At 67.2% G+C, this 25,183-nt stretch carries 26 protein-coding genes; 14 read left to right on the forward strand and 12 right to left on the reverse strand.

What is annotated here, in order from left to right:
- The first annotated feature begins 7 nt into the window (after positions 1-7).
- Positions 8-1,558, forward strand: coding sequence for a putative bifunctional diguanylate cyclase/phosphodiesterase (locus RM50_RS04020; RefSeq protein WP_043450222.1), 1,551 nt, complete (start codon positions 8-10; stop codon positions 1,556-1,558).
- 171 nt (positions 1,559-1,729) lie between these two features.
- Entirely contained in the window at positions 1,730-2,794 is a 1,065-nt protein-coding gene (locus tag RM50_RS04025; RefSeq protein WP_240471855.1) for an EAL domain-containing protein, read from the forward strand.
- Between the two features lie 17 nt (positions 2,795-2,811).
- Here RM50_RS04025 and RM50_RS04030 read toward each other — a convergent pair whose 3' ends face one another.
- Positions 2,812-3,048 carry a DUF6480 family protein gene (locus RM50_RS04030; protein ID WP_043450224.1) on the reverse strand — a complete coding sequence of 79 codons (237 nt, stop codon included), beginning with the start codon at positions 3,046-3,048 and terminating at the stop codon, positions 2,812-2,814.
- Positions 3,049-3,182: 134 nt separating this feature from the next.
- Here RM50_RS04030 and RM50_RS04035 point away from each other — a divergent pair, with 134 nt between their 5' ends.
- Positions 3,183-3,620, forward strand: coding sequence for a hypothetical protein (locus RM50_RS04035; RefSeq protein WP_043450226.1), 438 nt, complete (start codon positions 3,183-3,185; stop codon positions 3,618-3,620).
- Here the strand turns inward: RM50_RS04035 and RM50_RS04040 are convergent.
- From RM50_RS04040 to RM50_RS04055, 4 genes are all read right to left on the reverse strand, one after another.
- Positions 3,617-4,429, reverse strand: coding sequence for a glycerophosphodiester phosphodiesterase (locus RM50_RS04040; RefSeq protein WP_043450229.1), 813 nt, complete (start codon positions 4,427-4,429; stop codon positions 3,617-3,619). The genes RM50_RS04035 and RM50_RS04040 overlap by 4 nt on opposite strands.
- Before the next feature lie 44 nt (positions 4,430-4,473).
- Entirely contained in the window at positions 4,474-4,737 is a 264-nt protein-coding gene (locus tag RM50_RS04045; RefSeq protein WP_043450232.1) for a hypothetical protein, read from the reverse strand.
- A gap of 101 nt (positions 4,738-4,838) precedes the next feature.
- A complete protein-coding gene (locus tag RM50_RS04050) occupies positions 4,839-5,657 on the reverse strand; it encodes a Cof-type HAD-IIB family hydrolase (RefSeq protein WP_043450235.1) in 819 nt (272 codons plus the stop codon).
- 94 nt (positions 5,658-5,751) lie between these two features.
- Positions 5,752-6,063, reverse strand: coding sequence for a hypothetical protein (locus tag RM50_RS04055; protein ID WP_043450238.1), 312 nt, complete (start codon positions 6,061-6,063; stop codon positions 5,752-5,754).
- Between the two features lie 271 nt (positions 6,064-6,334).
- Here RM50_RS04055 and RM50_RS04060 point away from each other — a divergent pair, with 271 nt between their 5' ends.
- Positions 6,335-6,766 carry a LexA family protein gene (locus RM50_RS04060; RefSeq protein ID WP_043450241.1) on the forward strand — a complete coding sequence of 144 codons (432 nt, stop codon included), beginning with the start codon at positions 6,335-6,337 and terminating at the stop codon, positions 6,764-6,766.
- A gap of 8 nt (positions 6,767-6,774) precedes the next feature.
- Positions 6,775-8,073, forward strand: a complete 1,299-nt coding sequence (locus tag RM50_RS04065; protein WP_205622219.1) for a Y-family DNA polymerase — start codon at positions 6,775-6,777, stop codon at positions 8,071-8,073.
- 52 nt (positions 8,074-8,125) lie between these two features.
- On the opposite strand, the gene RM50_RS20585 is transcribed toward RM50_RS04065, so the two are convergent.
- The gene (locus RM50_RS20585) at positions 8,126-8,272 is read right to left on the reverse strand and encodes a lmo0937 family membrane protein (protein ID WP_110542275.1); all 147 of its coding nucleotides are present in this window, start codon (positions 8,270-8,272) and stop codon (positions 8,126-8,128) included.
- Between the two features lie 276 nt (positions 8,273-8,548).
- Here RM50_RS20585 and RM50_RS04070 point away from each other — a divergent pair, with 276 nt between their 5' ends.
- From RM50_RS04070 to RM50_RS04110, 9 genes are all read left to right on the forward strand, one after another.
- The gene (locus RM50_RS04070; protein ID WP_043450244.1) at positions 8,549-9,724 is read left to right on the forward strand and encodes an ABC transporter substrate-binding protein; all 1,176 of its coding nucleotides are present in this window, start codon (positions 8,549-8,551) and stop codon (positions 9,722-9,724) included.
- Between the two features lie 361 nt (positions 9,725-10,085).
- The gene (locus RM50_RS04075) at positions 10,086-10,877 is read left to right on the forward strand and encodes a matrixin family metalloprotease (RefSeq protein WP_240471856.1); all 792 of its coding nucleotides are present in this window, start codon (positions 10,086-10,088) and stop codon (positions 10,875-10,877) included.
- A 165-nt stretch (positions 10,878-11,042) separates the two neighbouring features.
- Positions 11,043-12,062 (forward strand): VOC family protein, encoded by a 1,020-nt coding sequence (locus RM50_RS04080; RefSeq protein WP_043450249.1) that lies wholly within the window; start codon positions 11,043-11,045, stop codon positions 12,060-12,062.
- Positions 12,063-12,068: 6 nt separating this feature from the next.
- Complete coding sequence (locus RM50_RS04085) at positions 12,069-13,031, forward strand: fumarylacetoacetate hydrolase family protein (RefSeq protein WP_043450251.1); 963 nt, start codon at positions 12,069-12,071, stop codon at positions 13,029-13,031.
- A complete protein-coding gene (locus tag RM50_RS04090) occupies positions 13,028-14,065 on the forward strand; it encodes a cyclase family protein (RefSeq protein WP_043450255.1) in 1,038 nt (345 codons plus the stop codon). The genes RM50_RS04085 and RM50_RS04090 overlap by 4 nt, the downstream gene beginning before the upstream one ends.
- 51 nt (positions 14,066-14,116) lie before the next feature.
- Positions 14,117-15,241: an FAD-dependent oxidoreductase gene (locus RM50_RS04095; protein ID WP_043450258.1), complete on the forward strand. Its 1,125-nt coding sequence runs from the start codon at positions 14,117-14,119 to the stop codon at positions 15,239-15,241.
- Positions 15,238-16,311 (forward strand): amidohydrolase family protein, encoded by a 1,074-nt coding sequence (locus RM50_RS04100; RefSeq protein ID WP_043450260.1) that lies wholly within the window; start codon positions 15,238-15,240, stop codon positions 16,309-16,311. The genes RM50_RS04095 and RM50_RS04100 overlap by 4 nt, the downstream gene beginning before the upstream one ends.
- Before the next feature lie 11 nt (positions 16,312-16,322).
- Positions 16,323-17,321: a fumarylacetoacetate hydrolase family protein gene (locus RM50_RS04105; protein ID WP_043450262.1), complete on the forward strand. Its 999-nt coding sequence runs from the start codon at positions 16,323-16,325 to the stop codon at positions 17,319-17,321.
- 1 nt (position 17,322) lies between these two features.
- Entirely contained in the window at positions 17,323-18,099 is a 777-nt protein-coding gene (locus RM50_RS04110) for an SDR family NAD(P)-dependent oxidoreductase (RefSeq protein WP_043450264.1), read from the forward strand.
- A 14-nt stretch (positions 18,100-18,113) separates the two neighbouring features.
- On the opposite strand, the gene RM50_RS04115 is transcribed toward RM50_RS04110, so the two are convergent.
- The 6 genes from RM50_RS04115 to RM50_RS04140 form a co-directional block, all read right to left on the reverse strand.
- Positions 18,114-18,896 (reverse strand): SDR family NAD(P)-dependent oxidoreductase, encoded by a 783-nt coding sequence (locus RM50_RS04115; RefSeq protein ID WP_043450266.1) that lies wholly within the window; start codon positions 18,894-18,896, stop codon positions 18,114-18,116.
- Positions 18,897-19,019: 123 nt separating this feature from the next.
- Positions 19,020-19,583, reverse strand: a complete 564-nt coding sequence (locus RM50_RS04120; protein WP_052259943.1) for a DoxX family protein — start codon at positions 19,581-19,583, stop codon at positions 19,020-19,022.
- Between the two features lie 100 nt (positions 19,584-19,683).
- Entirely contained in the window at positions 19,684-20,646 is a 963-nt protein-coding gene (locus RM50_RS04125; RefSeq protein ID WP_082006961.1) for a LysR family transcriptional regulator, read from the reverse strand.
- A gap of 48 nt (positions 20,647-20,694) precedes the next feature.
- On the reverse strand, positions 20,695-21,912 hold the full coding sequence (locus tag RM50_RS04130) for an MFS transporter (RefSeq protein WP_043450270.1): 1,218 nt from the start codon (positions 21,910-21,912) through the stop codon (positions 20,695-20,697).
- 181 nt (positions 21,913-22,093) lie between these two features.
- Positions 22,094-23,662 carry a GMC oxidoreductase gene (locus RM50_RS04135; RefSeq protein ID WP_043450272.1) on the reverse strand — a complete coding sequence of 523 codons (1,569 nt, stop codon included), beginning with the start codon at positions 23,660-23,662 and terminating at the stop codon, positions 22,094-22,096.
- 16 nt (positions 23,663-23,678) lie between these two features.
- Positions 23,679-25,175, reverse strand: coding sequence for an MFS transporter (locus tag RM50_RS04140; RefSeq protein WP_043450274.1), 1,497 nt, complete (start codon positions 25,173-25,175; stop codon positions 23,679-23,681).
- Between the last annotated feature and the right edge of the window lie 8 nt (positions 25,176-25,183).

The raw sequence follows: 25,183 nt of genomic DNA on the forward strand, positions 1-25,183 counted from the left end.
ACAGGCCATGTTTGCCGACGACGACCCCCGGCTCTCCCAGCTGCTGGAAGGCATTGTCCGGCTTGCTTCCGGCGACCTCACCTCGCGGATCGAGGTCTCGCCCGCGCGGGACGAGCTCGACGCGATCATCATGGGCACCAACCTCCTGGCCGAGGACCTGCAGATCATTTACGCGGAACTTGAGCAGCGCGTCCAGGTCCGCACCCAGCTCCTGCACGAGGCACACCTTGAAATGCAGAAGATGGCCATGCAGGACCCGTTGACCGGCCTGGCCAACCGCTCGGCGCTGCTCGACGCGCTCCGCACCGCCCTCGAGGCGCGGCCGGGAGCCGACGGCGAGCCGGCGCAGGAAGGCCCGGCCATCCTGCTCCTGGACCTGGACGCCTTCAAAGCCATCAACGACAGCCTGGGGCACACCGCCGGTGACCAGGTGCTGGTGACCGTCGGCGAAAGGCTGCGGACCGCCGTCCGGACGTCCGACGTCGTAGCCCGCCTGGGCGGTGACGAATTCGCCATCGTCATGCCGTCGGCGTCGGCGGACCAGGCGGCGGTCGTGGCGCACCGGATCCTGGCCTCGCTCCAGGACCCTGTTGAACTGCCCGGCCGCAGCGTGCGCTGCGGTGCCAGCATCGGGCTCAGCGTGGGCGGTGATGGCCAGACTCCGGAGGACATGCTGATGGAGGCCGACGTTGCCATGTACGCCTCCAAAGCTGAGGGGCAGAACAAACTGCACCGGTTCGAGCCTGCCCTGCTCCTGATGCGGCGGCTCCGCAGCCAGCTGGTGGACGACCTGCGCGCCGCCATCAGGAACGACGCACTGACACTGCACTACCAGCCGGTGGTGGAACTTGGCACCGGCAGGATCGAAGGCGTGGAGGCGCTGGTCCGCTGGAACCACCCCACGCGGGGTTTCATCATGCCGGACGAATTCATTCCCCTCGCCGAAGAGGCCGGGCTGATCTCGCAGCTGGGGCTGTGGGTCCTTCAGACGGCGGTACGGCAGCTGCGGACGTGGATCGACGCCTCCCTGGTGGATGGCACATTCTCGGTGCGCGTCAACATTTCGGCCACGGACCTGCAGAGCCTGCAGTTCATCGAGGATGTGCGGAACACGCTCCAGGAGACCGGCGTGAAGCCGGAGCAGGTGGTGCTGGAACTGACCGAAGTGGCGATCGTCAAAGGCAACGAGCTGGACCGCTATTCGCTTGGCGGGCTCCGGGGCCTGGGCGTGGGAATCGAAATTGATGACTTCGGCACCGGCTACTCGTCCATCAGCTACCTCCGGCGGCTGCCCGTGGACCGGGTCAAAGTGGACAGGTCGCTGATCACGGGGCTGGAGACGGATCCCAGCCAGCCTGCCCTGGTGGCTGCGGTCCTGCAGCTGGTCCGGGCCTGCGGGCTCGATGCCGTCTGGGAGGGCGTGGAAACGGCGGAACAGGCCGCCATCCTGCGCGACCTGGGCTGCCGCAGCGCGCAGGGCTACTACTTCAGCCGCCCGGTGCCGCCGGAGCAGATCCCGCAACTGCTGGCTGACCAGCAGGAAAGCGCTAACCAGTAACGTCAAAACTACTGCGCTTTTCCGGCCGCCGTTATACGATCAGCGTGCGGTGTCTGGTTTTTCGCCGCCGCGGAATTCAGGTCTGGCAGCACCGTACTTTTATAAGGCGTTTGGACATTTGAACATTATTGGGCCATCGGGTCATTACTTCGTCAACTGGGGGCGTTGCTAATGTCGGTTCGGGTACAGGCATGGGGAATTATCGCCGCCGTGCTGGCGGATACGGATCCTTCGGGAGCCGCCGTCCGGCAGCGGCTGAGCAACAGCCTCGATGAGAATCCCGGCGTGCCCGAACGGGCCCTGCTGGAATACCTTCTCGAGACCCGGCGCAGTGACGCCACCGTGGTGGAAACGCTGGAGGCCACCCGGGACATGCGCCTTGGCGCGCCTGCGCTGCCGCCGCAGTTCGCGGAGCAGCTGGACGCAATCCGCAGCATCTCCCGCATTGGCGCCCTGCTGCAGAACCAGATGGTCATGACCGCGTTCCAGCCCATCTACGGGCTGGAGGGGAAAACCGTGGTCGGGGCGGAAGCCCTTTCCCGTTTCGTCAGCGACGACGGCGCCGCCGCCGAACTGTGGTTCGCCGAGGCCGCCGCCGTGGGCCTGGGCGCAAACCTCGAATTTGCTGCGCTGGGCTCCGCGGCTACGGCCGCCCAAAACCTGCCGGAAGACCTTTACGTTTCCCTTAATATTTCGCCGACGTCCTGCCTGGATCCTCGGTTGCCGGAACTGTTCGAGCACATTGAACTGCCCATCGACCGGGTGGTGCTCGAATTGACGGAGGATATTCCGGACGAGGAATACCTGCAGTTTATTTCCGCCCTGAATCCACTCCGTGAAAAAGGGCTGCGGATCGCCGTCGACGACACCCACACCGGTGCCGGCGCCCTGAGCCGGATGATCCATCTCCAGCCTGATTTCCTCAAAGTGGGCCGGAACGTGATCGGCGACGTGGACAAGGACGGCCTCCAGCGGGCGCTGGCGGCCTGCCTGGTGGACTTTACCGACCAGGTCGGCATCACCCTGGTGGCCGAGGGCATCGAGACGGTGGGCGAGCTCAAGGTCCTCACCGAGCTGGGCATCAGCGCCGGGCAGGGCTACCTGCTGGGCCGGCCGTCCGTGCGCCCCGAGGACTGGACCAACTGGAACACGCGCCTGGACGTTGACGGCCTGGAGCGCCAGCTGGCCGGCCAGGGTGACTCGCCCACGGCCTCCCGCGGTACCAAGTCGCCCTGACCCGGGCCGTCTGGCAGCTATTCCGAGTGCCCCTGGTCCCGGCTCATCTGGTCTTCTGCCGGCGGAGTCTCTCCCGGGGGCACTCCCCCGCCGGGCTCCAGTCCGGTGACATTGCCCTCGGCGGGGTCCGGATTCGCCGAACGGCCGGATTCCCTGCTGCGCTGCTTATCCAGGTGCGGCTGGGCGGCGCCCACTTCTTCCTGTCCCGGCCGGTCGGGGTTCGCGGGATCATTTTCCGGATGGTAAGTACTCACGCTGCTCTTCCTTCCTCTCCGGCTGCGGTCTGACTCCCCAGCACTGGACTAATTGTAAGCATGCTGATAATTCTGGAGGAGTAGGGCCGGTATGCCGCTGGGGCACCGGCACGCGAGCCGGAAGGAGCAGTCACATGGGAATCGGCGACAGCATTGGCAAGGCAGCGGAAAACGCCATGGAGGACCTGGCCGGGACATCGAAGCCAACGGAAAAGCTGGATGTGCCCGATCCCACCGACCCCAATGACGACGTGGAGGTCCACTCGTCGCTCAGCGAAGGTTCCAACGCCATGTCGGCGGAGAAGCAGAAGGCGCCCGGTTTGAAGACCGGAGCTGCGCCGGCCCCGGTGTCCGACAGTCCCCTCGGCGGGGACGTCGATGAGACGGACAATGACAGGGACGGCACCGGCAGCACGGACGACGACGGCCTGGCCGGGGATGCCACGGCACCCACCGGTGGCGGGGGAACAACAGCGGGGCCGGCAGGACTTCCGGACAGCAACCCCGATGAACTGCGGGCAGACCCGACCGAAGGCGACGAGGATCCGTCCACCAGCACGGGCCGGGGTTAGCCCTCCGGCCGGTGCGGCCACTGGCCGCGGGCCAGCAGCACGCCGCGCAGCAGGTCCGCCCGGTCAGTGACGATGCCATCCACGCCCAGTTCGAGGAGCCGGTGCATTTCGTCGCTGTCATTGATGGTCCACACGTGCACCACCAGGCCAAGGGCATGGGCGCGCCGGAGGAAGCCGGACGTGACAACACGGAGCCGCCCGTAACGCACGGGAACCTGCAGGGCGTGGATGTCCCGAAGGACCGGACGCATCAAAAACCGGAACACCGGACGCGGGAGCACAGGGCCCAGCAGGGTGAAAAGCGCCGTTGAGCCCACGCCCGCCGAGGAGGCCACCGGCCGGCTGAGCAGCTTCAGCACCGCCCGCCGCCGCCGGTCGGAAAAACTGGTGACCAGTACCCGGTGGTGCACCTGGTGCCGCTCGATGGCGGCGGCAGTGCTGCGGACTGAGCCCCAGTCCTTGACGTCGAGGTTCAGCCGGGCGTCAGGAAGTGTGGTGACCAGTTCGTCGAAGGTGGGGATGGGCTCGCGGCCGTTGATCCGCGCTTTGGCCACGTCCGCGGCCGGCAGGTCCGCTACCCGCCCCTTGCCGTCCGTCACGCGGTCAAGGGTTTCGTCGTGAAAGAGCAGCAGAACGCCGTCGGCAGTAGTGTGCACATCGGTTTCGAGGTACCGGAATCCCAGGCTGACGCCGGAACGGAACGCGGCCATGGAGTTCTCCAGCCCCTCCGTCGAGAACCCACGGTGCGCCATGGCGATGGGAAGCTGCCGCCCGGACTGGTCTTGATGGTCGAAAAAGGGCAGGGTCACATTGCGAGCGTACCGCCAGCAGCACCTGGATCAGGCCGGTGCGGTCATTCCCGGCAGTCGGTCTCCCCACACGCAACGATGTCCACGCCGTCGCCGCAGTGCAGCAGGGTCCGGCCACGGCCACCGTCGAGGTGGACCCACACCGCCGTATGGTCAGGGGTGATCGTGTCCACCACGCCGCCTGCCTCGAAGCCCGGCGAGAACAGGATTCGGACGCGGTCACCCTGCCGCAGCTGCTTCCAGTGCGGAGCGGGCATCGCTGTGCGCAGCGGTGCATCGGCAAGGTGCTGCTTGACGTTCTTTGCCATGATTGCCCCCTAAGAGCCGGCGTACGAGGTGCCTGCTTTCCACGTTTGAGGCTACGGCGGAAAGGTAAACGCCAGGTGAGCGGCAGCTGGGAGTTTGGGGATCAGGAAAACTGGACGCCCAGGGAAGCCAGCCTGGCCTCCAAAACCTGGGCTACGCCGTCGTCGTCAAAATGCGGCGCCTGCTGCCCTGCTGCCCGGATGGCTTCCGGATGGCCGCTGGCCATGGCATAACCGTGGCCGGCCCAGCGGAGCATCTCAATGTCATTGGGCATGTCGCCAAAGGCGACGACGTCGGCGGCGTCGATTCCCAGGGCCGCGGCATATTCCGCCAGGGTGACTGCCTTGTTGACGCCGGGCAGGGACAGTTCGAGCATGGCGACGCCCGGCGAGGAGTGCGTGGCGGCGGCCAGGTGTGCGACGGCGGGCGCCACCTCCGCCAGGAAGTCATCGGGCGTGCCTTCGCGGACGATGGCGAGGAACTTGACCACCGCGTCGTCATCGGTGAGCGTGTCCTTCAACGGCGCGGGAGTGAATTCGGCAAGCAGTTCACTGGACCCGTTTTCGATGAAGCCGGGCTCGAGGTGGAATCCGCTGAGGGTTTCGGCGGCGAACAGCGCGGCGGGCCGGAGTTCCTTGATGATGCGGCGGAGTTCCAGGACTGTCCCGATGGCGAGGGCGCGGGCGGAGACCAGGCGGTCCGCCTCAAGGTCCCAGACGACGGCACCATTGGAGCAGATCACCCGCCCGGTGTGGCCAAGCTGCTCCTCGAGCGGGTGCAGCCACCGCGGCGGCCGGCCGGTGACGAAGACAAGTTCGACGCCGGCCTCCCGGCAGGCGTGGAAGGCGCGGATGGTGCGGGGGCTGATTTTTCCATCGTGCCCAAGGATTGTTCCGTCGATATCGCTTGCAACCAGCCGCATCCTGCCAGTCTACGTGGGCGTCCGGCCGCCGGGGTGCGCAGGGTGGAGCATGGCCCGGGAGTGACTCTGGGACCGGGCGCGTCACAGCCTGCAGTCAGGGGCCGACGGCGTGCTGGACCTTGTGCCTGATCTCCCTTCCGGCCTTGCGGGCCTGGGCCGGCCTGGTGAAGGCGCCCGGCGAATAGGCCATGCAGTAGTCCACCGGCTGCACAGCCCTCCACCGCCACCCCTCCGAACTCCGGAAGATTTCGAAGGTGGCATTGGCGGCAGCTGCCTTGAAGGCGGCTGCCTCACGTTCGGCGAAGGCCATGGACGCGAAATAGCGGCCCGGCCACGCCAGCAGTTCACCGTTTTCAGAGAGCCACCAGGACGGCCCTTGACCCCGGTCCGCGACTTCAAATTTCACGACAGGTCCTTTCCTCGATCCGGCCGGGCAGCTGGCCGCCCACCTGCTGGCAGGGCGGCAACCACCCAGGCTCAGGATGAGGGATGAAGCACAAGGACGCGGCCTGATCCGGTAAAGAATGGCTCAAGAACAGTGGACGACGGCTGCATCCCTTCGTTAGCCACGGACTCTCCAAAGCCGGACCCTCCGCCGCCTGGCAGGGGGAGTGCCCGTTGTCAGCCACCGGCGCTACACTGAAACTATCGAACATATTTTCGAATAAAGGTGTGTTGTGGGCGTTATTGTCGGTCCCCGCGTGATAGATGCGGGCGCCTCCCTGTTCTCGGTGCTGATCTCCCCCGTGGCGGTGGCAGCGGGCTTCCCGTCGCCGGCACAGGACTACTTCGATGGCCGCATTGACCTCAATGCACACCTGATCAAGGACATCACCAGCACCTTTGTGGTCCGGGTAACCGGTGATTCCATGGAGGGCGCCGGCATCAGCGACGGCGATGAACTGATCGTGAACCGGGCACTGGAGCCCCGCGACGGATCCGTAGTGATCGCTGTGCTGGATGGAGAACTGACCGTGAAGCGGCTCCGCATCACCCGCACAGGCGTGGTACTGCAGGCAGAGAACCCGAAGTATCCGGACATCCACGTTCCTGCCCTGTCCGAGTTGACCATCTGGGGCGTAGCCACCAGGTGCCTCCACCATGTGTAAGGAGCAGCATGGCTAAGCCCGCCCTGATGCGGCGGATGCCGCAGATTGCCCACGTGGACGTCAACTGCTTCTACGCCTCGGCCGAGCGGGCTTTCGATCCCTCACTGGAGGGACGGCCGCTGGTGGTGCTGTCCAACAATGACGGCTGCGCGGTGACCCGCTCCCCTGAGGCGAAGGCCCTGGGCATCTCCACCGGCGAGCCCTGGTTCAAGCTTGCGCCGCGGGCCAAGGAATGGGGCCTGGTGGCGAAGTCCAGCAACTATGAGCTCTACGGGGACATCAGCGCCCGGGTGATGGAACTGCTGGGCAGGTACTCTGCATGGCTTGAGGTCTACAGCATCGACGAGGCGTTCCTGGGCGTGAAAGGCGGGCCGGAAGAGCTGCTGGCTTTGGGCCGCCGGATGAAGGACGCCGTGCGGCGGCATGTGGGAGTGCCGGTGTGCGTTGGCATTGCCCCCACTAAGACCCTGGCCAAGCTCTGCAACAAGTGGGCCAAGAACAATGCAGCTTTCGGCGGAGTCTGCCTGTGGGACGCCGTCCCGCAGGAGGTGCGGGAGGCATTGCTGGCCCGCTTGCCCGTGGACGAGATCTGGGGCATCGCCGGGCGGCTCACCCGGCGGCTCAATGTCCTGGGAATCTTCACCGTCCTGGACCTGGTCCGCGCGGACCCCGTCATGATCAGGGACAGGTTCTCTGTGGTGGTGATGCGGACGGTCCTGGAGTTGCGGGGAACCCCCTGCATCCCCATGGAGGAGGAGCGCATCGGCCGCGACCAGCTGATCTTTTCCCGCTCCTTCGCCACCCCCGTCACAACAGCGGCAGGCCTGCGCGAGGTGCTCAGCATCTACGGGCAGCAGGCGAGCGCCCGGCTATCCAAGCACGGGTTGCAGGCGAAGGTCCTGACGGCATTCGCTGCCACGTCCCCCTTCAGGAACCACGAACAGGCGTATCCATCCGTGTGCGTCGCGCTTCCGATGCCCACGGCGGATCCGGTCCTGCTCACCAGGGCCGCCCACGCGCTCCTGCCCCATATCCGGGACGGACTCAAATACGCCAAGGCCGGCCTCATGCTCACAGACCTCCGTCCCACAGGGAACCAGCCGCCGCTGGAGCCGTTCGTGAACCCCCACGAGGACCGCGGAATAGGGCCCCTCCTTGAGGACGTGGGCAAGAAGTTTGGCCGGAGCTCCATTGGGTTGGGGCACGCCGGCATCAGGTCGGGACTGGACTGGACCATGAAACGCGGCATGCGCTCGCCACGCTACACCACGCATTGGGACGAACTGCCGTTGGTAAAGGCTGCGTGAACCGCCGGGCCCCGCCGCCGGGCTGCCGGCCGGCGGCGGGAGCGGCAGCTTGCTAGACGCGGGACCTGCCGCGGACGAAGTGGATGATCAGGACCACGACTGCGACGACCAGGAGAATGTGGATCAGGCCGCCGCCAATATTCGCGAGCAATCCAAGAAGCCACAGAACGGCGATGATGATGGCAATCCAGAGCAACATGAGTGTGTCCTTTCCTAGTTTTACAGAATCCCCATGCGGTGTAGGTACCCACCGGGCAAGGGGGCGAATCAGGGCCCACACCTGCTGGCCACAGGCTTGGCCGCTGCCGGGCGCCCCAGCCACCGGTTGGAGACGCCGCGCGACGATTTTTGACGCCGCGCTACGCCGCGTTGAGCGTTCGCGTCGCCGCGTGAACGCCCGCTACGGGATTGATTGTGGGGGTGGCGGGCGCTCCGTAATCTCGTCTCAGCATCCGCCCCAGCAAAGGATTTCCCCATGGCAAACCAGCAGGACAAGAACCCGCACGTCCAGTCCTCAACCCGCATCGTCGCCGGACAGTCAGCGAAACCCAAGCGCCCCCTCGGCCTGAAGATCGGCATCGCGGCAGCCGTCCTGGCCCTCGTCGGCGGGGGTGCCGCCGTCGCCTCCGCCGTCAACAACGGCAGCGCGGCACCGGCAGCCGAGGCGGCTCCGGCAGGCAATCCTGCCGCCGAGCTGAAACTCGGCTACTTCGGCAATGTCACGCACGCCCCGGCCCTGGTGGGGGTCAGCAAAGGCTTCATCGCCGATGAACTGGGGAGCACGAAGCTCAGCACCCAGGTGTTCAACGCCGGCCCCGCGGCCATCGAGGCGCTGAACGCGGGGGCTATCGACGCCACCTACATCGGCCCGAACCCGGCCATCAACTCGTTCGTCAAGAGCGGCGGCGAGTCGATCAACATCATCGCCGGCGCTGCGGCCGGCGGGGCGCAGCTGGTGGTCAAGCCGGAGATCAACTCGGCGGCTGACCTCAAGGGCAAGACGCTCGCCTCGCCCCAGCTCGGCGGTACGCAGGACGTGGCGCTGCGCGCCTGGCTTTCCTCCCAGGGTTACAAAACCAACGTGGACGGCAGCGGCGACGTCGCCATCAACCCGACGGAAAACGCCCAGACCCTGAAGCTGTTCCAGGACGGAAAGCTCGACGGCGCGTGGCTGCCTGAGCCGTGGGCGTCCCGCCTGGTCCTGAATGCCGGGGCCAAGGTGCTGGTGGACGAGAAGGACCTGTGGGACGGCTCGCTCTCCGGCAAGCCGGGTGAGTTCCCCACCACCATCCTGATCGTGAACCAGAAGTTCGCCGCCGACCACCCGGACACCGTCAAGGCACTGCTGAAGGGCCACGTGAAGTCGGTCGACTGGCTGAACCAGGCCTCCGCCGCGGAGAAGGCCACGGTCATCAATGCGGCATTGAAGGACGCGGCCGGCGCGGAGCTCAAGGCGGACGTAATCGACCGGTCCCTGAAGAACATCGTCTTCACCGTGGACCCGCTCGCGGGAACCTACAAGAAACTCCTGGCCGACGGCGTGACCGCCGGCACCACCAAGCAGGCGGACATCAACGGCATCTTCGACCTGCGCGCGCTCAACAGCGTCTCGGGCGGGAAGACTTCCGCAGCCGGGCTGGGCAAGGAGTAGCTTTCAGCGGCTGCCGGGCACCGCAACTTCCTGCGGAAATACTGTGCATTTACGGTGCCAAGGCTGCGCACCGCGCCGCTACGCTGATGGGGTTGCCCCGTCAGCGTAGCGGCAACGCTTAAGGGGGATGCCGGTGACCGGTTTAGGAAAGAGCAGCACGTCGCGGCCGGATATGTCCGGCGTCTCCTCACCGCCAATGGTCCGGCGTTCGGCCAGTGGACGGATCCCGCAATGGGCCATCGACGAGGCCTTTGGCAAGCCCGGGGTGCCTGAACCGTGGCGCAGTACTGCCCCCGCACCTGTACAGCGGAAGAAGGCCCGGGGGTGGCACAGAAGGCGCCCACGTCCAGCCCGGCGGTCGGTGCGGTTCAGGACCACCCTCGGGATCGCCGTCGTTGCCTGCCTGTACTTCACCCCCGCACTTTTCGACCGGGTGGTCCTTCCCCTCGCGGCGCCCTACCTTCCCGGAGCGAAGGTGCCGCCACCGGGATATGAGGCCGCTCCCTCACCCTTGGGCACCCCTCCAGTAAGCACAGGTTCCACCGCCTTCCTACTGCAGGAGTCGCCCCGGGCAGACCAGCACCTGGTTGCTTACGATCCGTGCCGCCCCGTTCATTACGTTGTCCGGCCGGACAACGCGCCGGCAGGTGGAGACCTCCTGATCCGGGAAGCCGTGGCAGCAGCGTCGCAGGCATCGGGTCTGAAGTTTGTGTACGACGGACCCACGGCGGAGGCACCCAGCGATGACCGGCAGGCATTCCAGCCTGACCGCTACGGGAAACGCTGGGCGCCCGTTTTGATCGCCTGGTCCACTCCCGCGGAAACTCCCGGCCTTGCCGGAGACGTGGCCGGACTCGGCGGAAGCGGTTACGCGCAGGCTCCCGGGCAACCGCTGGTGCCACTGGTCCTCGCCGCGGGCCAGGTCAGTCTCGACGCCCCTGATCTTGCCGCTATCTCCGCCAGCCGCCCGGACGGTGCGGCTGAAGTGCGGGCAATCATCATGCACGAACTTGGACACGTGCTGGGCCTCGGCCATGTCAATGATCCGACCCAACTCATGTTTGCCGAAAACAGGGGCGTCACGGACTATGCGGCAGGTGACCGGGCCGGGCTTGCCCTGCTGGGAAGCGCCCCCTGCGTGCCGCAGTTGTAGCGGATGCGGACTCCTCTCCGACAAGCGGCAAACCGCTCGCGGGGTATCAGCTTCATGGATATCTGATATCGAAAAAGTCGTCTTCCCCGAATATATGAAGTGCCTCACAGTGGTTACAGGACCTGCACCAATCAGACCGCAGCCAGTAACCAAAAGGACTTCACCGTGGAAACTCCCCTCTCCCATCTTGCCCACCTCGAGATCACCAGCCCGGACGTCGAAGCCTCGGCCAGGTTCTACGAGGAAAAGTTCGGCATGCGCATCATCGACCGCGTGGACGGCAACGTCTACCTCCGCTGCTGGGGCGACTACTACCGCTACAGCCTGGTGGTCACCGAAGGACCGGAAGCGTCCCTGGGCCGGATGGCCTGGCGCACCAACTCGCAGGCAGCCCTGGAAGCCGCCGCACAGCGCATCGAAGCGACCGGCGTGCAGGGCACCTGGACCGCCGGCGGGCACGGCTACGGCAAGGCCTATGAGTTCACCGGCCCCTACGGCCACCACATGCGCCTCTTCTACGACGTGGACAAGTTCGTGGCCGAACCCGGCTTCGAATCCACCTACCCGGACCGGCCCGAGCGGCGCAGCAGCCACGCGGCAGCACCCCGTTTCCTGGACCACGTCACGGTGGCAACGCAGGATGTCCGCGGCTTTGCCAAGTGGTACAACGAAGCCCTGGGCTTCCGCGTCATGGCCTTCGTGGACCTGGACGAAGCCCCCATCACCGTCTTCTCCGTCCTGACCACCAACGAAAAGTCCCACGACCTCGGCGTCGTGCTGGACACCTCCAACCGCCCCGGCCGCGTCAACCACATCGCCTTCTGGGTGGACACCACCGAGGACCTGCTCCGCACGGCGGACGTGATGATGGAAAACGGCACCCCCATGGAATACGGCCCGTCCATCCACGGCGTGGGCGAACAGAACTTCCTGTACTTCCGCGAGCCGTCCGGCCTGCGCGTGGAGCTGAACTCCGGCGGCTACCGCAACTACGTCCCGGACTGGGAAGCCAACACCTGGAAGCCCTCGCTCGGTTCCAACAACTTCTATAAGAACGGTGCCATGCCGCACTCCATGACCGAGTCGTTCCCGCCCGCCGAGGGCTTCACCGCCACAGAGGAAGGCGCGTCCCCGGAAATGAAGGAAGCGCTCCTGAACCCGTACGCCAAGCAGGGCCGGGGCTAAGACACCATGGCCGAAACCACCTACGCACTGGTCCGGTTCCAGGAGCCCGGCGACAGCAAGGCCCGCGCAGGCCTGCTGGTCAACGAGCGGATCCTGCCGCTGGACGGGGACATTAACTCCCTGATCGAGCACTGGGACACCACCGAAAGCGAGCTCGACGCACTCGCCGCCTCCGCAGGCGCGGACACCGGCCTGCCGCGGGCCGCCGTCGAAATCCTCGCCCCCGTGGAACCTGCCCAGGTCCTGCAGACCGGGGCCAACTACCGCAAGCACGTCATCGACCTTGCCGCCGCCCACCGCGAACCCGGCGAGGACGAGGAGGAAGTTCGCGCCAAAACCGCCGCGATGATGGACAAGCGCGCAGGCCAGGGCACGCCGTACTTCTTCATCGGGCTCCCGACGGCGATCGCGTCCGCCACGGACGACCTCACCCTGCCGGCCTACTCGAAATCCCACGACTGGGAACTGGAACTGGCGGCAGTGATCGGCAAGACCGCGTTCCGGGTCACCCCCGAGGAGGCACTGGACCACGTCTTCGGCTACACGATGGTCAACGACATCACCACCCGCGAATACGTGTTCCGCAAGGACATGCCCGCTATCGGTTCCGACTGGTACCGGGCCAAGAACGCCCCCGGCTTCCTGCCCACCGGCCCGCTCCTGGTTCCCGCCAAGTTTTTCGGCGACCCGCAGGACGTGCAGGTGACCCTGAAGCTCAACGGCAAGGCCATGCAGGACGAGTCCACGCAGGACATGATCTTCGGCGTGGCCAAGCTGGTCAGCGAAGCCTCGCAGATCATGCCGCTGCGCCCGGGCGACCTGGTGCTCACCGGCAGCCCGGCCGGCAATGGCCAGCACTGGGGACGGCTCCTCCAGGACGGCGACGTCATGGAAGGCACCATTACCGGCCTGGGCACCCAGCTGATCCACTGCAAGGACGAAGTGGCAACCGAAAGCAGCAAACCGTGACCACACAGGACACAACCCGCATCACCGGAACCGGGGACTCAACTGATTCCCCGGTGATCCGGCGCGACGACCCGCTCGGCAGCATCCGGGCCATGGCGCAGGCCCACAACAACTGGGGACGCTGGGGCCAGGACGATGTCCTGGGCACGCTGAACTTCATCGACAACGCGAAACGCGTCGAAGCGGCGGCGCTGGTCAGAACCGGCGAGGCGTTCTCGCTGTCCCAGCCCTTCGACACCAACGGTCCGCAAAAGGGGTGGCGCCGGCGCACCAACCCGGTCCACACCATGACGGACACCGGCGTGGACGCCGAACGCGGCAACCAGGGCTTCCCGCATGGCTTCGGTGGGGCGGACGACGTAATCGCCATGCCCCTGCAGTGCTCCACGCAGTGGGACGGGCTGGGACACATCTTCGACCAGGGCAAGGCCTGGAACGGCCGCGCCGCCGGGGATGTGGTCAGCTCCGAGGGTGATCTGGTCACCGGCATCGAAACGGCTGCGGCCAAGATCGTTACCCGGGGCGTCCTGCTCGACGTCGGACGTGCGCTCGGACCGGAGCTGGGACGGGACGACGGCGAACTGCCGGACGGATTCGCCATCACCCCCGAACACCTGCAACGGACCATCGCACTCCAGGGCCCCAGTTCCGAAGTGCGGCGCGGGGACATCGTGGTGATCCGCACCGGCCAGTACAGCCGGGTCCGCCGCGACGGCTGGGGCGACTACGCAGGCGGAGCGGCCCCGGGGCTGTCGTTCAGCGCGGCGCCGTGGCTGCACCGCAGCGAAATCGCCGGCATCGCCACGGACACCTGGGGCTTCGAAGTCCGGCCGAATGAGTTCGACGGCGCCTTCCAGCCCCTCCACCAGATCGCCATCCCCAACCTTGGCCTGTTCCTGGGCGAGATGTGGGACCCGGACGGACTGGCGGAGGCATGCGCCGCGGACGGCAGCTACGACTTCCTGCTCACGGCCGCGCCCCTCCCCATCACCGGGGCCGTGGGATCACCGGTCAACCCGATCGCCGTCAGGTAATTTTTTCCCTTAGACAACAGCAGAACCGCCGTCAATACAAAGGAGTCAGCGATGGCAGCAGTACAGAACGTCGGAATCGTGGGGGCGGGAGCCGCGGGACTGGCCGCCGCCATCCTCCTGGCCGACGCCGGAGTCCAGGTGGAAGTCCTGGAAAAGGCAACCGAACCTCAGACCCTGGGATCCGGAATCACCCTGCAGGGGAACGCCCTGCGGGTCCTTCGCCAGCTCGGTGTCTGGGACCAGGTGGCAGCCAAAGGCTACGGCTTCAGCACGCTGGGCCTGCGCGCCCCCGACCCCAACGGCACGGTCATCGCGGTCCTGGAGGACATCCGCACCGGCGGCGACGACCTTCCCGCCACCATGGGCATGTACCGGCCTGACCTGACCGCCATCCTCCGGGAACGGGCCGAACAGGCGGGAGCCCGGATCAGCTACGGGAAGACCGTCACGGGTATAACAGACGACGGCGGGTCCGTCACCGTCAGCACGGCCGACGGCGGCACCGCGACCTATGACCTCCTGATCGGCGCCGACGGCCTGCACTCCGCTGTCCGCAAGGCCATCGGCATCGACGTGGAACCCCGGCCCACGGGCATGGGTATCTGGCGGGCCTTCGTGGAGCGCCCGGAAGAAGTGGTCCGCACCGACCTCACCTACGGCGGCCCCTGCTTCATTGCCGGGTACTGCCCCACCGGCCCCGACACCATCTACGCCTACCTGGTGGAAAAGGCGCAGGAGCGCAAACACGAGGACGGGCCACGCATCATGGCCGGGCTCGCCGCGGCTTACGGCGGCCCGTGGAAGGACATCCGGGAAAACCTGGACCACAGCGCGCGCATCAACTACACGTGGTTCACCACCCACCTGGTGGATGGCCCCTGGAACCGGGGACGCACGGTCATCATCGGCGACGCCGCCCACAGCTGCCCGCCCACGGTGGCCCAAGGCGCCGCCATGGCACTGGAGGACGCAGCCGTACTGGCCGAACTCCTGGTCGAGGCCGACGACGTCACCGAAACCCTGTTCAAGGAATTCACCGACCGCCGGCTGGACCGGGCCAAGGCAGTGGTCAATGCCTCCGTCCAGCTGGGCCAGTGGATGCTCGACGGCGTCCGGGACGCCGACGTGCCCGGTCTGATGCACGGCCTCTCCGTCATGCTGAAGGAACCCGCATGAGCCCCCGCCCGGCTGACAACCCGGTCCTGGACGTCCACGCCCACATCCTGCTCCCGGCCCTGCAGCAGCTCGTGGCCGACGCGGACCCCGAGGGCTTCGCCGCGCTGCAGGCCATGGAAGTGCGCCGCAATGGGCCCGAGTCCATGGCCGCCTCGGGGAAGATGATCAAGGAACGCTGGCCGCAGCTGACGGACCTGCACCGCCGGCTGGCAGATATGGACGCGCAGGGCGTGGATGTGCAGCTGGTCTCGCCTTCGCCGTCGCATTTCTACTACTTTGCCGGCGACGAGCTGGCCCTGCAGGTGGCGCAGCAGGCCAACCAGGCAGTACGGGAGTTCATGGACCGCGCGCCGGAACGGTTGAACGGCCTGGGCCTGGTTCCGCTCCAGCACCCGCACCTGATGGTGCAGGCTTTGGAGCACGCGGTGCTGGAGTGCGGACTGCTGGGCGTGGAAATCGGTTCCTACGCCGCCACTCCCGGCGACCCGGACCGCAGCACGGTGGAGCTTTCGGACCCCCGGCTGGAACCGTTCTGGGGCCGGGCCGAAGAGCTCGGGGCGCTGGTGTTCCTGCATCCTTTCGGCTGCTCGCTGGATGAACGGCTGGACCGCTTCTACCTGGCCAACACCGTGTCCCAGCCCGCCGAAAACGCCGTGGCCCTGTCGCACCTCATCTTCAGCGGTGTCCTGGACCGCCACCCGGCCCTGAAGGTCGTGGCTGCCCATGGCGGTGGCTACCTCCCCACCACGCTGGGCCGCTCGGACCACGCCTGGAAGGTACGGCCCGAGGCACATGGCTGCGCCCAGCCGCCGTCGTCCTACCTGCAAAAGCTGTACTTCGACTCCCTGGTGCACAGCCCGGCAGAACTGCGGGCGCTCGTGGCGGCCGCCGGGCCGGAGCAGGTGCTGCTCGGCTCGGACTACCCGTTCGACATGGGCTCCGACCTTCCCGTGGACGAGGTCCAGGCAGCCGGACTTCCGGCCGGCGACGAGGCCCGCGTCCTTGGCGGCAACGCCCGGAGGCTGGGAATCACCGCAGCTGCCGCCCTCACCACCCGACCTACCGCTTAAGGAGGCTCCGAATGGTCAAGATTGCACGCTGGAATGACGACGGCGGGACGCAGTCCGGCTTTGTGGACGGCGGCGCTTGTTTCGCCCTCCCCCAGGGACAGGACGTGCAGACACTGCTGGACGCCGGACTTGAGGAGACGCTGGCCACCGCCCGGCGGGTCATCGGGTCCGGTCCGGCGGTCCGGCTCGCGGACGTGCAGCTGCTCGCCCCGCTGGTGCCCGCCACGATCCGGGACTTCGTGGCGTTCGAGGAGCACGTGGAGGGCGTCCGGAAGAGCATCGACGGCGTAGCCGGCGTGGTGCCGGAATGGTATGAGGCACCCACGTTCTACTTCACCAACCCGCACACGGTGACCGGGACCGGCGAGGTGATCGGCATTCCGGCAGGCTGCACGGACCTGGACTTCGAGACCGAGGTGGCCGCCGTCGTCGGACGCGTCCCCGGCAGCGACGGCAGCAACCTGACGGCGGAAGAGGCCCACAGGCATATCTTCGGCTACACCATCCTCAACGATTGGTCCGCCCGGGACCTGCAGCGCCGCGAGATGAAAGTCAGCCTCGGCCCGTGCAAGGGCAAGGACTTCGCCAACACCCTGGGGCCCTGGATTGTCACGGCGGACGAGTTCGAGGACCGGCACGACGCCGGGGGCTTCCTGCCCATCTCCATGGCGGTGAAGGTCAACGGCGAGCCGATCGGCCAGGACCTGCTCTCCAACATGGGCTGGCCGTTCGCGGAGCTGGTGGCCTACGCGTCGCAGGATTCGATGGTACGGCCCGGCGACGTGCTGGGATCCGGCACGTGCGGGAGCGGCTGCCTCGCCGAGCTCTGGGGACGCAACGGCGCACAGACTCCCCCACCCTTGAAGACCGGCGACGTGGTCCGGATGACCGTGGAAGGCATCGGAACCATCGAGAACACTGTTGGCGCCCGGCGGGAAGCCGTGACCCGGGTGGCAGCCCGGACCCGCCCACGCAACCGGACTGTCCAGCCGGCGTCCGCCGGATCCTGAGGTGGTTTCCCTCCAGCTCGAAGGCCGTACGGTGGTGGTCACCGGGGCCGGCCAGGGCCAGGGCGCTGCAGAGGCACGGATGCTGGCCGAAGCCGGGGCGCGGGTGATCGCCACCGACCTCGCCGGCGGCATCCCCGCAGGGCTGGCCGGGGTGGTTCCGGCCGCGGACGGATGCCTCGTGTACCGGCAGCTTGACGTATCGGATGCCGCGGCGTGGGCGCGCCTTGGGGATTGGATCCGCTCCGAGGGGTGGACCGTCCATGGCCTGGTGAACAACGCCGGCATCACCCAGCGCAGCCGCCTGCTGGACGTGTCTCCCGCTGACCTGCATAAGGTCTACGGGGTCAACGTGGCAGGGAGCCTGCTGGGTATCCAGACCCTGGCACCGCACATGGCCAGGGGTGCCTCGATCGTGAATGTCGGCTCCGTGGCCGGCCTGACGGCCCACTATCCGGTGGCCTACACCGCGAGCAAGTGGGCGGTGCGCGGGCTGTCCCAGGTGGCCGCCATGGAACTCGGTCCGCGCGGTATCCGGGTGAACACCGTTCATCCCGGATTCATCGAAACTCCCATGACGCAGGGAGCCAAGCCGGAGTTCCGGCAGGCCACGCTGGCCGAAACCCCGCTCGGGCGCACCGGCAGCGTGGAGGAGGTGGCCGGTGTCGTGCTCTTCCTCCTCAGTCCGCTGTCCTCTTTCGTGACGGGCGCAGAGATCCCGGTGGATGGCGGCCAGTCCGGCCACGGGGGCGCCAAGTCGGTCTCCGACGCCCTGCGCTGAAATTCCCTGACCGGTCAGCCGGGCAGCACGGCCGACCAGCCGCCGTCGACCATCAGGTTGGCCCCGGTGACGTACGAGGCCTCGTCCGAGGCGAGGAACAGGGCACAGTTGGCCACTTCCTCCGGCGCACCGATCCTGCCCAGGGGAATGCTTCCGGCAATGGTCCGCATGGGGTGGTCGGGGGCGAGGAGGTTGCCCTCGGTGGCGGCGGTGCGGATCATCCCGGGGCTGACCGTGTTGACGCGGAGCCCGAATGGCGCACCCTCGGCAGCGAGCTGCCTGGTCATGGCCACCACCGCGCCCTTGGTGGCGGTGTGGGCCAGCCGCCCGTTGGTCATCGAGCCGGTCACCCCCGCCGTGGAGCCCACCAGGACAATGGCGGCGTTCGGCGCCGCGATCAGCTGCGGCCAGAAGTACTTCACCGGCAGGAACACCACATCCATCTCGTGCTCCACGTTCCACTTCCAGTCCGCGTACGTGAGGTGCTCCACCGGCGCGAAGCGCGTGACGGCGGCGTTGGCGTACAGGATGTGCACCTCCCCATGGACGTCCGCGACGTCCTGGGCCCACGACGCCACGGCAGCCTCATCCGTGAGGTCTACCCGGTTGCTGCTCATCCGGCCACCGGCGGCGGTGACCTGCGCGACCGTGGCGGCAGCGCCGTCGTCGTCCATGTCGCAGCCCACCACTACGGCCCCTGCCGCAGCGAACGCGAGCGCGGCGGCCCTGCCCTGGCCGCTGGCCGTCCCGGTGATAACAGCTGTCTTGCCGGCCAGGCGCGGGCTGGAAACGGGCATGGAAAATCCTTCCGGACGTGTGTTTCTCGACTTTCGCAGGGGTGGACCGGAAGGGGAACAGCGTTTTAGGACTAGGTGGTATCTGCCGCGCGGATAGTCCCTCAGATAGTCAGGGCTACGGGCTCAGCCGTTTTCCGCGGCAGTGCCGTTGGCAGGTGCCGCGGCGTCTGCGGCGAGGGCCTTGCGCCGGCGGGATACCTGGATTGCGATGGCGGTGGGGATCACGGCCAAAGCGGTAATGCGCATCCAGGGCCGGTCCAGGACGTGGCCGCTGAGCGCATCCAGGGAGTATGGTCCGGAGCCGCCGATGGTGAAGGCGGCGGCGGCCAGGCCCAGCACGGCCGGATACTCGAGGCCGCCCTCCTGGGCGAAGAAACCGTTGGGGGCATGGACGCTTGCCGCCACGCCCATGGTGGTTGCAGCAGCGGCGCCGGCGGCTGGCGTCGCCAGACCCAGGGCCAAGGCAAGCCCGGCTCCCGCTTCACCTACGCCCGCGAGGACGGCGCTTGTCTTGGCGGGGCGGAACCCCATGGCGTGCATGCCCTTACTGGTGCCTTCGACGCCTCCCCCGCCGAACCAGCCGAAGAGTTTTTGGGATCCGTGGGCCACGAGCACTCCTCCCAGAGCCACCCTGAACAGGGTTTGCGCCGCTGCCGCCGCCCCAGGGCTGGTGGTTCCATTGCTCATAACAGTCCTCCTTGGTTGGTTGAGTCGCTGCACGGCTCGGGTCAGCAAGAGTCTACGACCGGGCAACGACACCGTCACGGGCGCCGAACAAGCCTCGGGCCTACGGGCTGACTGCCTCGTGGATAGCCACCGGATGGGTGCTCACGGGGAAGAGCTCGTGGAGCCGGGCGCAGGAGCGCTGGACCACGGACCGGAGCCATACGCTTGCCGGATCTTCCGCCTGGGAGGGGTGCCAGTACATGGCCTCCACCAGGGACGCCTCGGTCCCGCCGGAGAATTCCAGCACCGCAATGTCCGCACCCCGCTGGGCCCGGGCCGCCAGCATCCCCGGCACCAGCGCCACAAGGTCCGTCCCCTCCACCAGCAGCGGCAGGGACAGGAAGCCGGCCACCACGGCAGCCACCCGGCGCTTGATGCCGCGTGCCTCGAACAGTTTGTCAGCGGGGGTGCTGATGCCCTCGCCGAAATAGCCGACGGCGTGCGGAACGCTTGCGAGGTCCGCCAGGGTCAGCCGGGGCTGCTGGAGCAGCGGGTTGCCGGCGTCGGCAACGGCCATGAAGCTGTCCCGGAACAACTGCCTGCTGGCGCCCTGCATCTGGTAGCCCGTGGGGCCCACCAGCAGGTCGATCTTCGAGTAGTCGGCCATCTGACCCTGAATACCGGATTTTGCCGTAGGGACGAAGTCCACGGATACGCCGGGGGCTTCGTCCCGCAGGATGCCCCGCAGCGGGCCGACGATCAGCGCGGCTGCGTAGTCGGAGGCTGCGATGACGAACTCCCGTTCGCTGGTGGCCGGGTCGAAACCGGACCGCACACGGGTGGCGCGCTGGATGTGGAGCATGGCTTCGTCCACCAGCGGGACCAGGGACTGGGCGAAGGGGGTGAGGTCATAGGTGCGGCCGTTGCGGACCAGGAGTTCGTCGTCGAAATGGCGCCTGAGCCTCGCCATCGCCGCGCTCGTGGCCGGCTGGCTGAGCTGCAGCCGCTCCGCCGCCCGGGAGATGTTGCGCAGTTCCAGCAGGACCTGCAGGTGGGGCAGCAGGTTCAGGTCCAGGTTCTTCATACCCACAGGTTAGCCGTGCCCGCGGTGCCGTCTTCCAGTGCAGTAGGGCTAAGGGTTGACGGGGACTGCCCGCGGTCCCCGGACCAGGACGGCGAGGAGGGCCACCGTGCATGCGATTCCCAGGGCGCCCAGGGCGAACCCGAGGCCGCCCAGCGCCGCTGCAGCCGCGCCGAGGACGATGGGAGTCAGGAACTGGCCGATGAACAGGGTTCCGGTCCAGATGCCGGTGCCGCGGCCGCGCTGCTGGTATTCGAGTCCGTTGACGGCCCAGGTCAGGAGGGTGGGCAGCAGGACACCGGTTCCCGCACTGACAATGACAGCACCGGCAATCGCCAGCGGAACATTCCCTGCAACGGAGACGAGCGAAAGTCCCACGGCGGCCAGTCCGAACGCGAGCGCCAGCAGGTTCTTCGTGCCCAGCTTCGCCAGGAAGCGGAAAGAGATGGCGCCTGCTGCCGTGGCCAGGGATGCGATGGCCGCGGCGAGGCCGATGAGTGCCGCGTCGGCAACGCCGAGGCTGGTGATGACGTACGGCAGGTGCACGATGAGGGCGTAAAACACTATCCCGCCGAACAGCGTCACTGCGGCCGGGGCGCCGATCTGCCGCCAGGGCACTGGCGTGCGGACAGGCTCCGTGCGCTGGCTCTTTGCCGGTTCCCACAGTTTGAAGATCATGGGGATAACGATCACGGCACTGGCCGCGTATAGCCAGAACGGCGTCCGCCAGCTGATGCTGCCCAGGGCACCGCCGAGCGCGAAGAACGCTGTGGCGGCGAGCGCGCTGACCATGGTTTGCAGGCCCAGGTATTTGTTCCGCTGTTCGCCCTGGTAGTAGTCCGTGAGGAGGGTGGTGCAGCAGGTCATGATGGCGGCTTCCGCGATGCCGACGCCCACGCGTGACACGGCAATGGACTCCAGGCTGGTGAGCCACAGCGGTGCTGTGCCGAAGGTTGCGTAGGCCAGCATGGCGAAGACCAGGAGCTGCTTGCGCCCCACCCTGTCGGCGACATAGCCGGCCAGTGGGGAGAACAGGGCCACGAACAACGCCGGCAGTGTCAGGGTGAGCGGCACCAGGATGGCCACGCCGGGCGTGCCCGCAAACACCTGGCTTAGCGTCGGCAGGATGGGTGCCAGCAGAACGGCGCCCAGCACCGGCATGCAGCTGCCGGCAACAAGCAGGGCCGCCTGGAACCGCCCGGCCGGACGCGTCACCGCCGGGCCGGGTGTCCCGTTCCCGGCAGTACCCGCGAGCTGAATATTCTCCATTGAATCTTCCTTAGCCTCTTGATGGTCACGGAGGGGACGGTACCGCCGGGGCACCGAAAGTGACTTCCCTCACTGTGACAACACCTGGGCTATCGCGGAATCATGGATTTGGGATAGCTGGTATCCACGGGACGGATGTATGCCCAGCTGCAGACCCTGATGTGACGGCTGACCGGAAGTGTCAGGCCCCCAGGTCCTCCGCCACCTTCCGCGCCCCGCGCACAGCGATGGCCACGCTCATCAGGGTGGGGTTCATCGCCGTCGCCGTCGGAATCAGCGCATTGCCGCCCACCACCAGGTTCTCGTAACCCCACACCCGGGACCACGGATCCGCCACGGAGGTGCCGTCGTCGGCCGCACCCATCCGCATGGTGCCCTGGTAGTGCAGGCTGGAGCCGTTGGGCATCAGCCTGGGCTCGGCAACAAAGACGCCAAGGGCTTTGCCGGCCCGGCGGAGCCGTTCCGTGGCCTGGGCGATTTCCGTTTCCTCCCTCTCAGTGAGCGCATACTCGATGGTCATGTTCGGGAAGCCGCGGTAGTCCTGTTCGTTGTCGTCAAACGTGACGGCGTCCTCGTAGCGCGGGTGCTTGCGCATGCCGTACCCCATGTTCACGTAGCCCCACGGGTTCTCCGAGTACGGCGTGCCGGGCTCCATGGGGAACGGCGTGGTTTCGGTGTACATCACCTGGACGGAGAACGGGTGCTCCGGCTCGGAGAACGGGATGCGGTTCACCGCCGCCACCGGATCGGCGGGATTCAGCGCACGGCGTGCGTGTTCGGCTTTGAGGTCTTCCTCGGTGGCGAACCGCTGCATCTTGTCCGCGTCGAGCGCCAGGGTGGAGATCACCACCGGGTGTTCGGTGAGGTAGTGGCCCAGTGCCTGCGGCCGGATGCCCGAGGCCCACAGAAGCTGCGGGGAACGGAAGGCGTCCGCGGCCACCACCACGATGTCAGCGGCCACGAAGGATTCCTCACCCGTGCGCATGTCCTGCACCGTGACGCCGGTGACGCGCCGTCCGTCCAGCTCCACCCGCCGGACCAGGGTGAGGTCGCGCAGTTCGAACTGCTTCGAAAGCGGGTTTTCCTTGTCGATCAACGGTCCGAGGACGACGTCGGCACCCGCCCAGCGCACGGAACCATCCGGCTGCGGGTCCCCCGCCACGGGAAGCGTGCCCACCCCGTAGCCCGCCGGCAGTTCGGCGCCGAACTCTTCGTCCAGCAGGGATCGGATCGCCTCACCCACCTTTGAATCCGCGAAGGCGGCACTGTGGACGTGCAGCAGCTGCTTGGCCTCCTCAATCAGGCCGTCCCACTCGTCGTCGGCGATGAACGGAATCTTTTCGCTGAAGGCGGGCGACGGAGTCGCGCAGGTCCAGTGCGCGCCCTGGCCGCCCACATTGGTGGCCGCAGCCGCCGCCGGAAAGGAGGGTGCATGCGCTGAGCCTTCGCCGCCGAAATCGAGCAGGTGGGTGCCCTGGCGCGCGGTGAACATGCCTTCGGTGACGGTTCCGGCGGGGATGCCCAGGGACTCGCGGTAGGCGCCTGCCTGCGGGCCCTGGGACATCTCGCGGGCACGCGCCTTTTCGGCGGGGTCCGGGATGTTGCGGACGCTCTCGCCGGGGACGGCGGTGAGCTGGGGCCCGGCTTCGAACATCACCACGCGGGCGGTGGGGATCTGTTCCAGCAGGACCCGTGCGTAGGTGGAACCGATGGGTCCGCTGCCGACGATGGCAACAGTGAAAGTGGACATGATGTCTCCTTTGGGATCAGGCCGGGAGGGATTCGGACGAAGGGCGGGGAGCGGGAACGGGTTCATCGGAGAGCCTGCCGTGCGGGAGCAGCAACGCCGCGACGATTCCCACGGCGTAGGCGGCGGCCAGGGCGATGAAGATGGGGGTGAAAACTGAGCTGTAGATCTGTGCGACGTCCGCCTGGACCGCCGGTGCCGCCGCATGGACCAACTGCGGGGTCAGGGTGGATGCTTCGAGCCCTGCCGGCAGCCTGGCGGCGACGGCGGATCCGATTACCCCGCCGATGATGGCGGTGGCAACCGTCGATCCCACCTGCCGCACCAGGTTGATGGTGGCGGTGATGGTGCCGGTCTGGCTGCGTGGTGCGGCGCCCTGGACAACGGCGACGATGAGGCTCATGAAAGCCCCCGTGCCCATCCCGACAACGCCCATCACGATCATGGGCACCCACAGCGGAAGCCCCGTGGGAAGCGATGCCATGACCAGCAGTCCGCCGGCCCCCAGCATGGTGCCGATGATCGGGAAGATCCTGTAGCGTCCGCTGCGGCTCGCCAGCCAGCCGGTGAGCAGGTTGCTGAGCAGCATGCCGAATACGGTGGCGATGGGCACCAGGCCGGACACCGTAGCCGTGGTCCGGTATGCCATCTGGAAGTAGGTGGGCAGGTATGCGGTGATGGAGAAGAGGCCGACGCCGATGATCGCCGAGAGTGCCGTGCATGCGGCAATGGTGCGGTTGGCGAAGAAGTGCAGCGGCACGACGGGCTCCGGTGCGCGCCGCTCGATCAGGAAGAAGGCGGTGAAGCCCACCAGGCAGATGCCGCCGGCGGCCAGGGTGGCAGCACCGGCGTTCCGTTCCGCGATCCAGGAGGCTGCCAGGACGAACGCCACCAGCGAGGTGGTGAACACCGCTGCACCGGCGATGTCGAAGCCGCGGGGGGCGGGTCCCGGTTCGAGGTGCGGAACGGCAGCCAGCGCAAGGGCCAGGGCGGCGGCGCCTACCGGAATGTTGATCCAGAACACCCACTGCCAGCCCCAGTAGTCGGTAATCGCCCCGCCGAGGACGGGGCCCACCAGGATGGCGATGGGGAAGGCCGCCCCGATGATTGCCATGTAGCGGGGCCGTTCACGCTGGGTGGTGACGCGGGCAATGATGGTCTGCGACATCAGTTGGAGGCCCGCGGAACTCATTCCCTGCAGGACGCGGGCGGCAATCAGCCACACCATGTCCGTGGCGAAGCCGCAGATGAGTGACGCGGCGAGGAACATCACGAGGGAAGCCAGGAAGACCCGGCGCGCCCCCAGGACGTCGCCGAGTTTGCCCAGCACGGGCAGCAGGACGGTGCTGGAAAGGGTATATCCCACCACCACCCAGCTCATGAGCTGCAGCGCTCCCAGTTTGCCGGCGATGGTGGCCAGGGACGTGGATACCACGGTGTGGTCCAGTGCCCCGAGGAAAGAGACAGTCAAAAGGGAGGCGACGAGGAAACGAAGCCTTACACGCGAGAGTGGCATAGTAGTCT

The sequence above is a fragment of the Pseudarthrobacter phenanthrenivorans genome, assembly GCF_000813845.1.
GTDB lineage: Bacteria > Actinomycetota > Actinomycetes > Actinomycetales > Micrococcaceae > Arthrobacter > Arthrobacter phenanthrenivorans_B.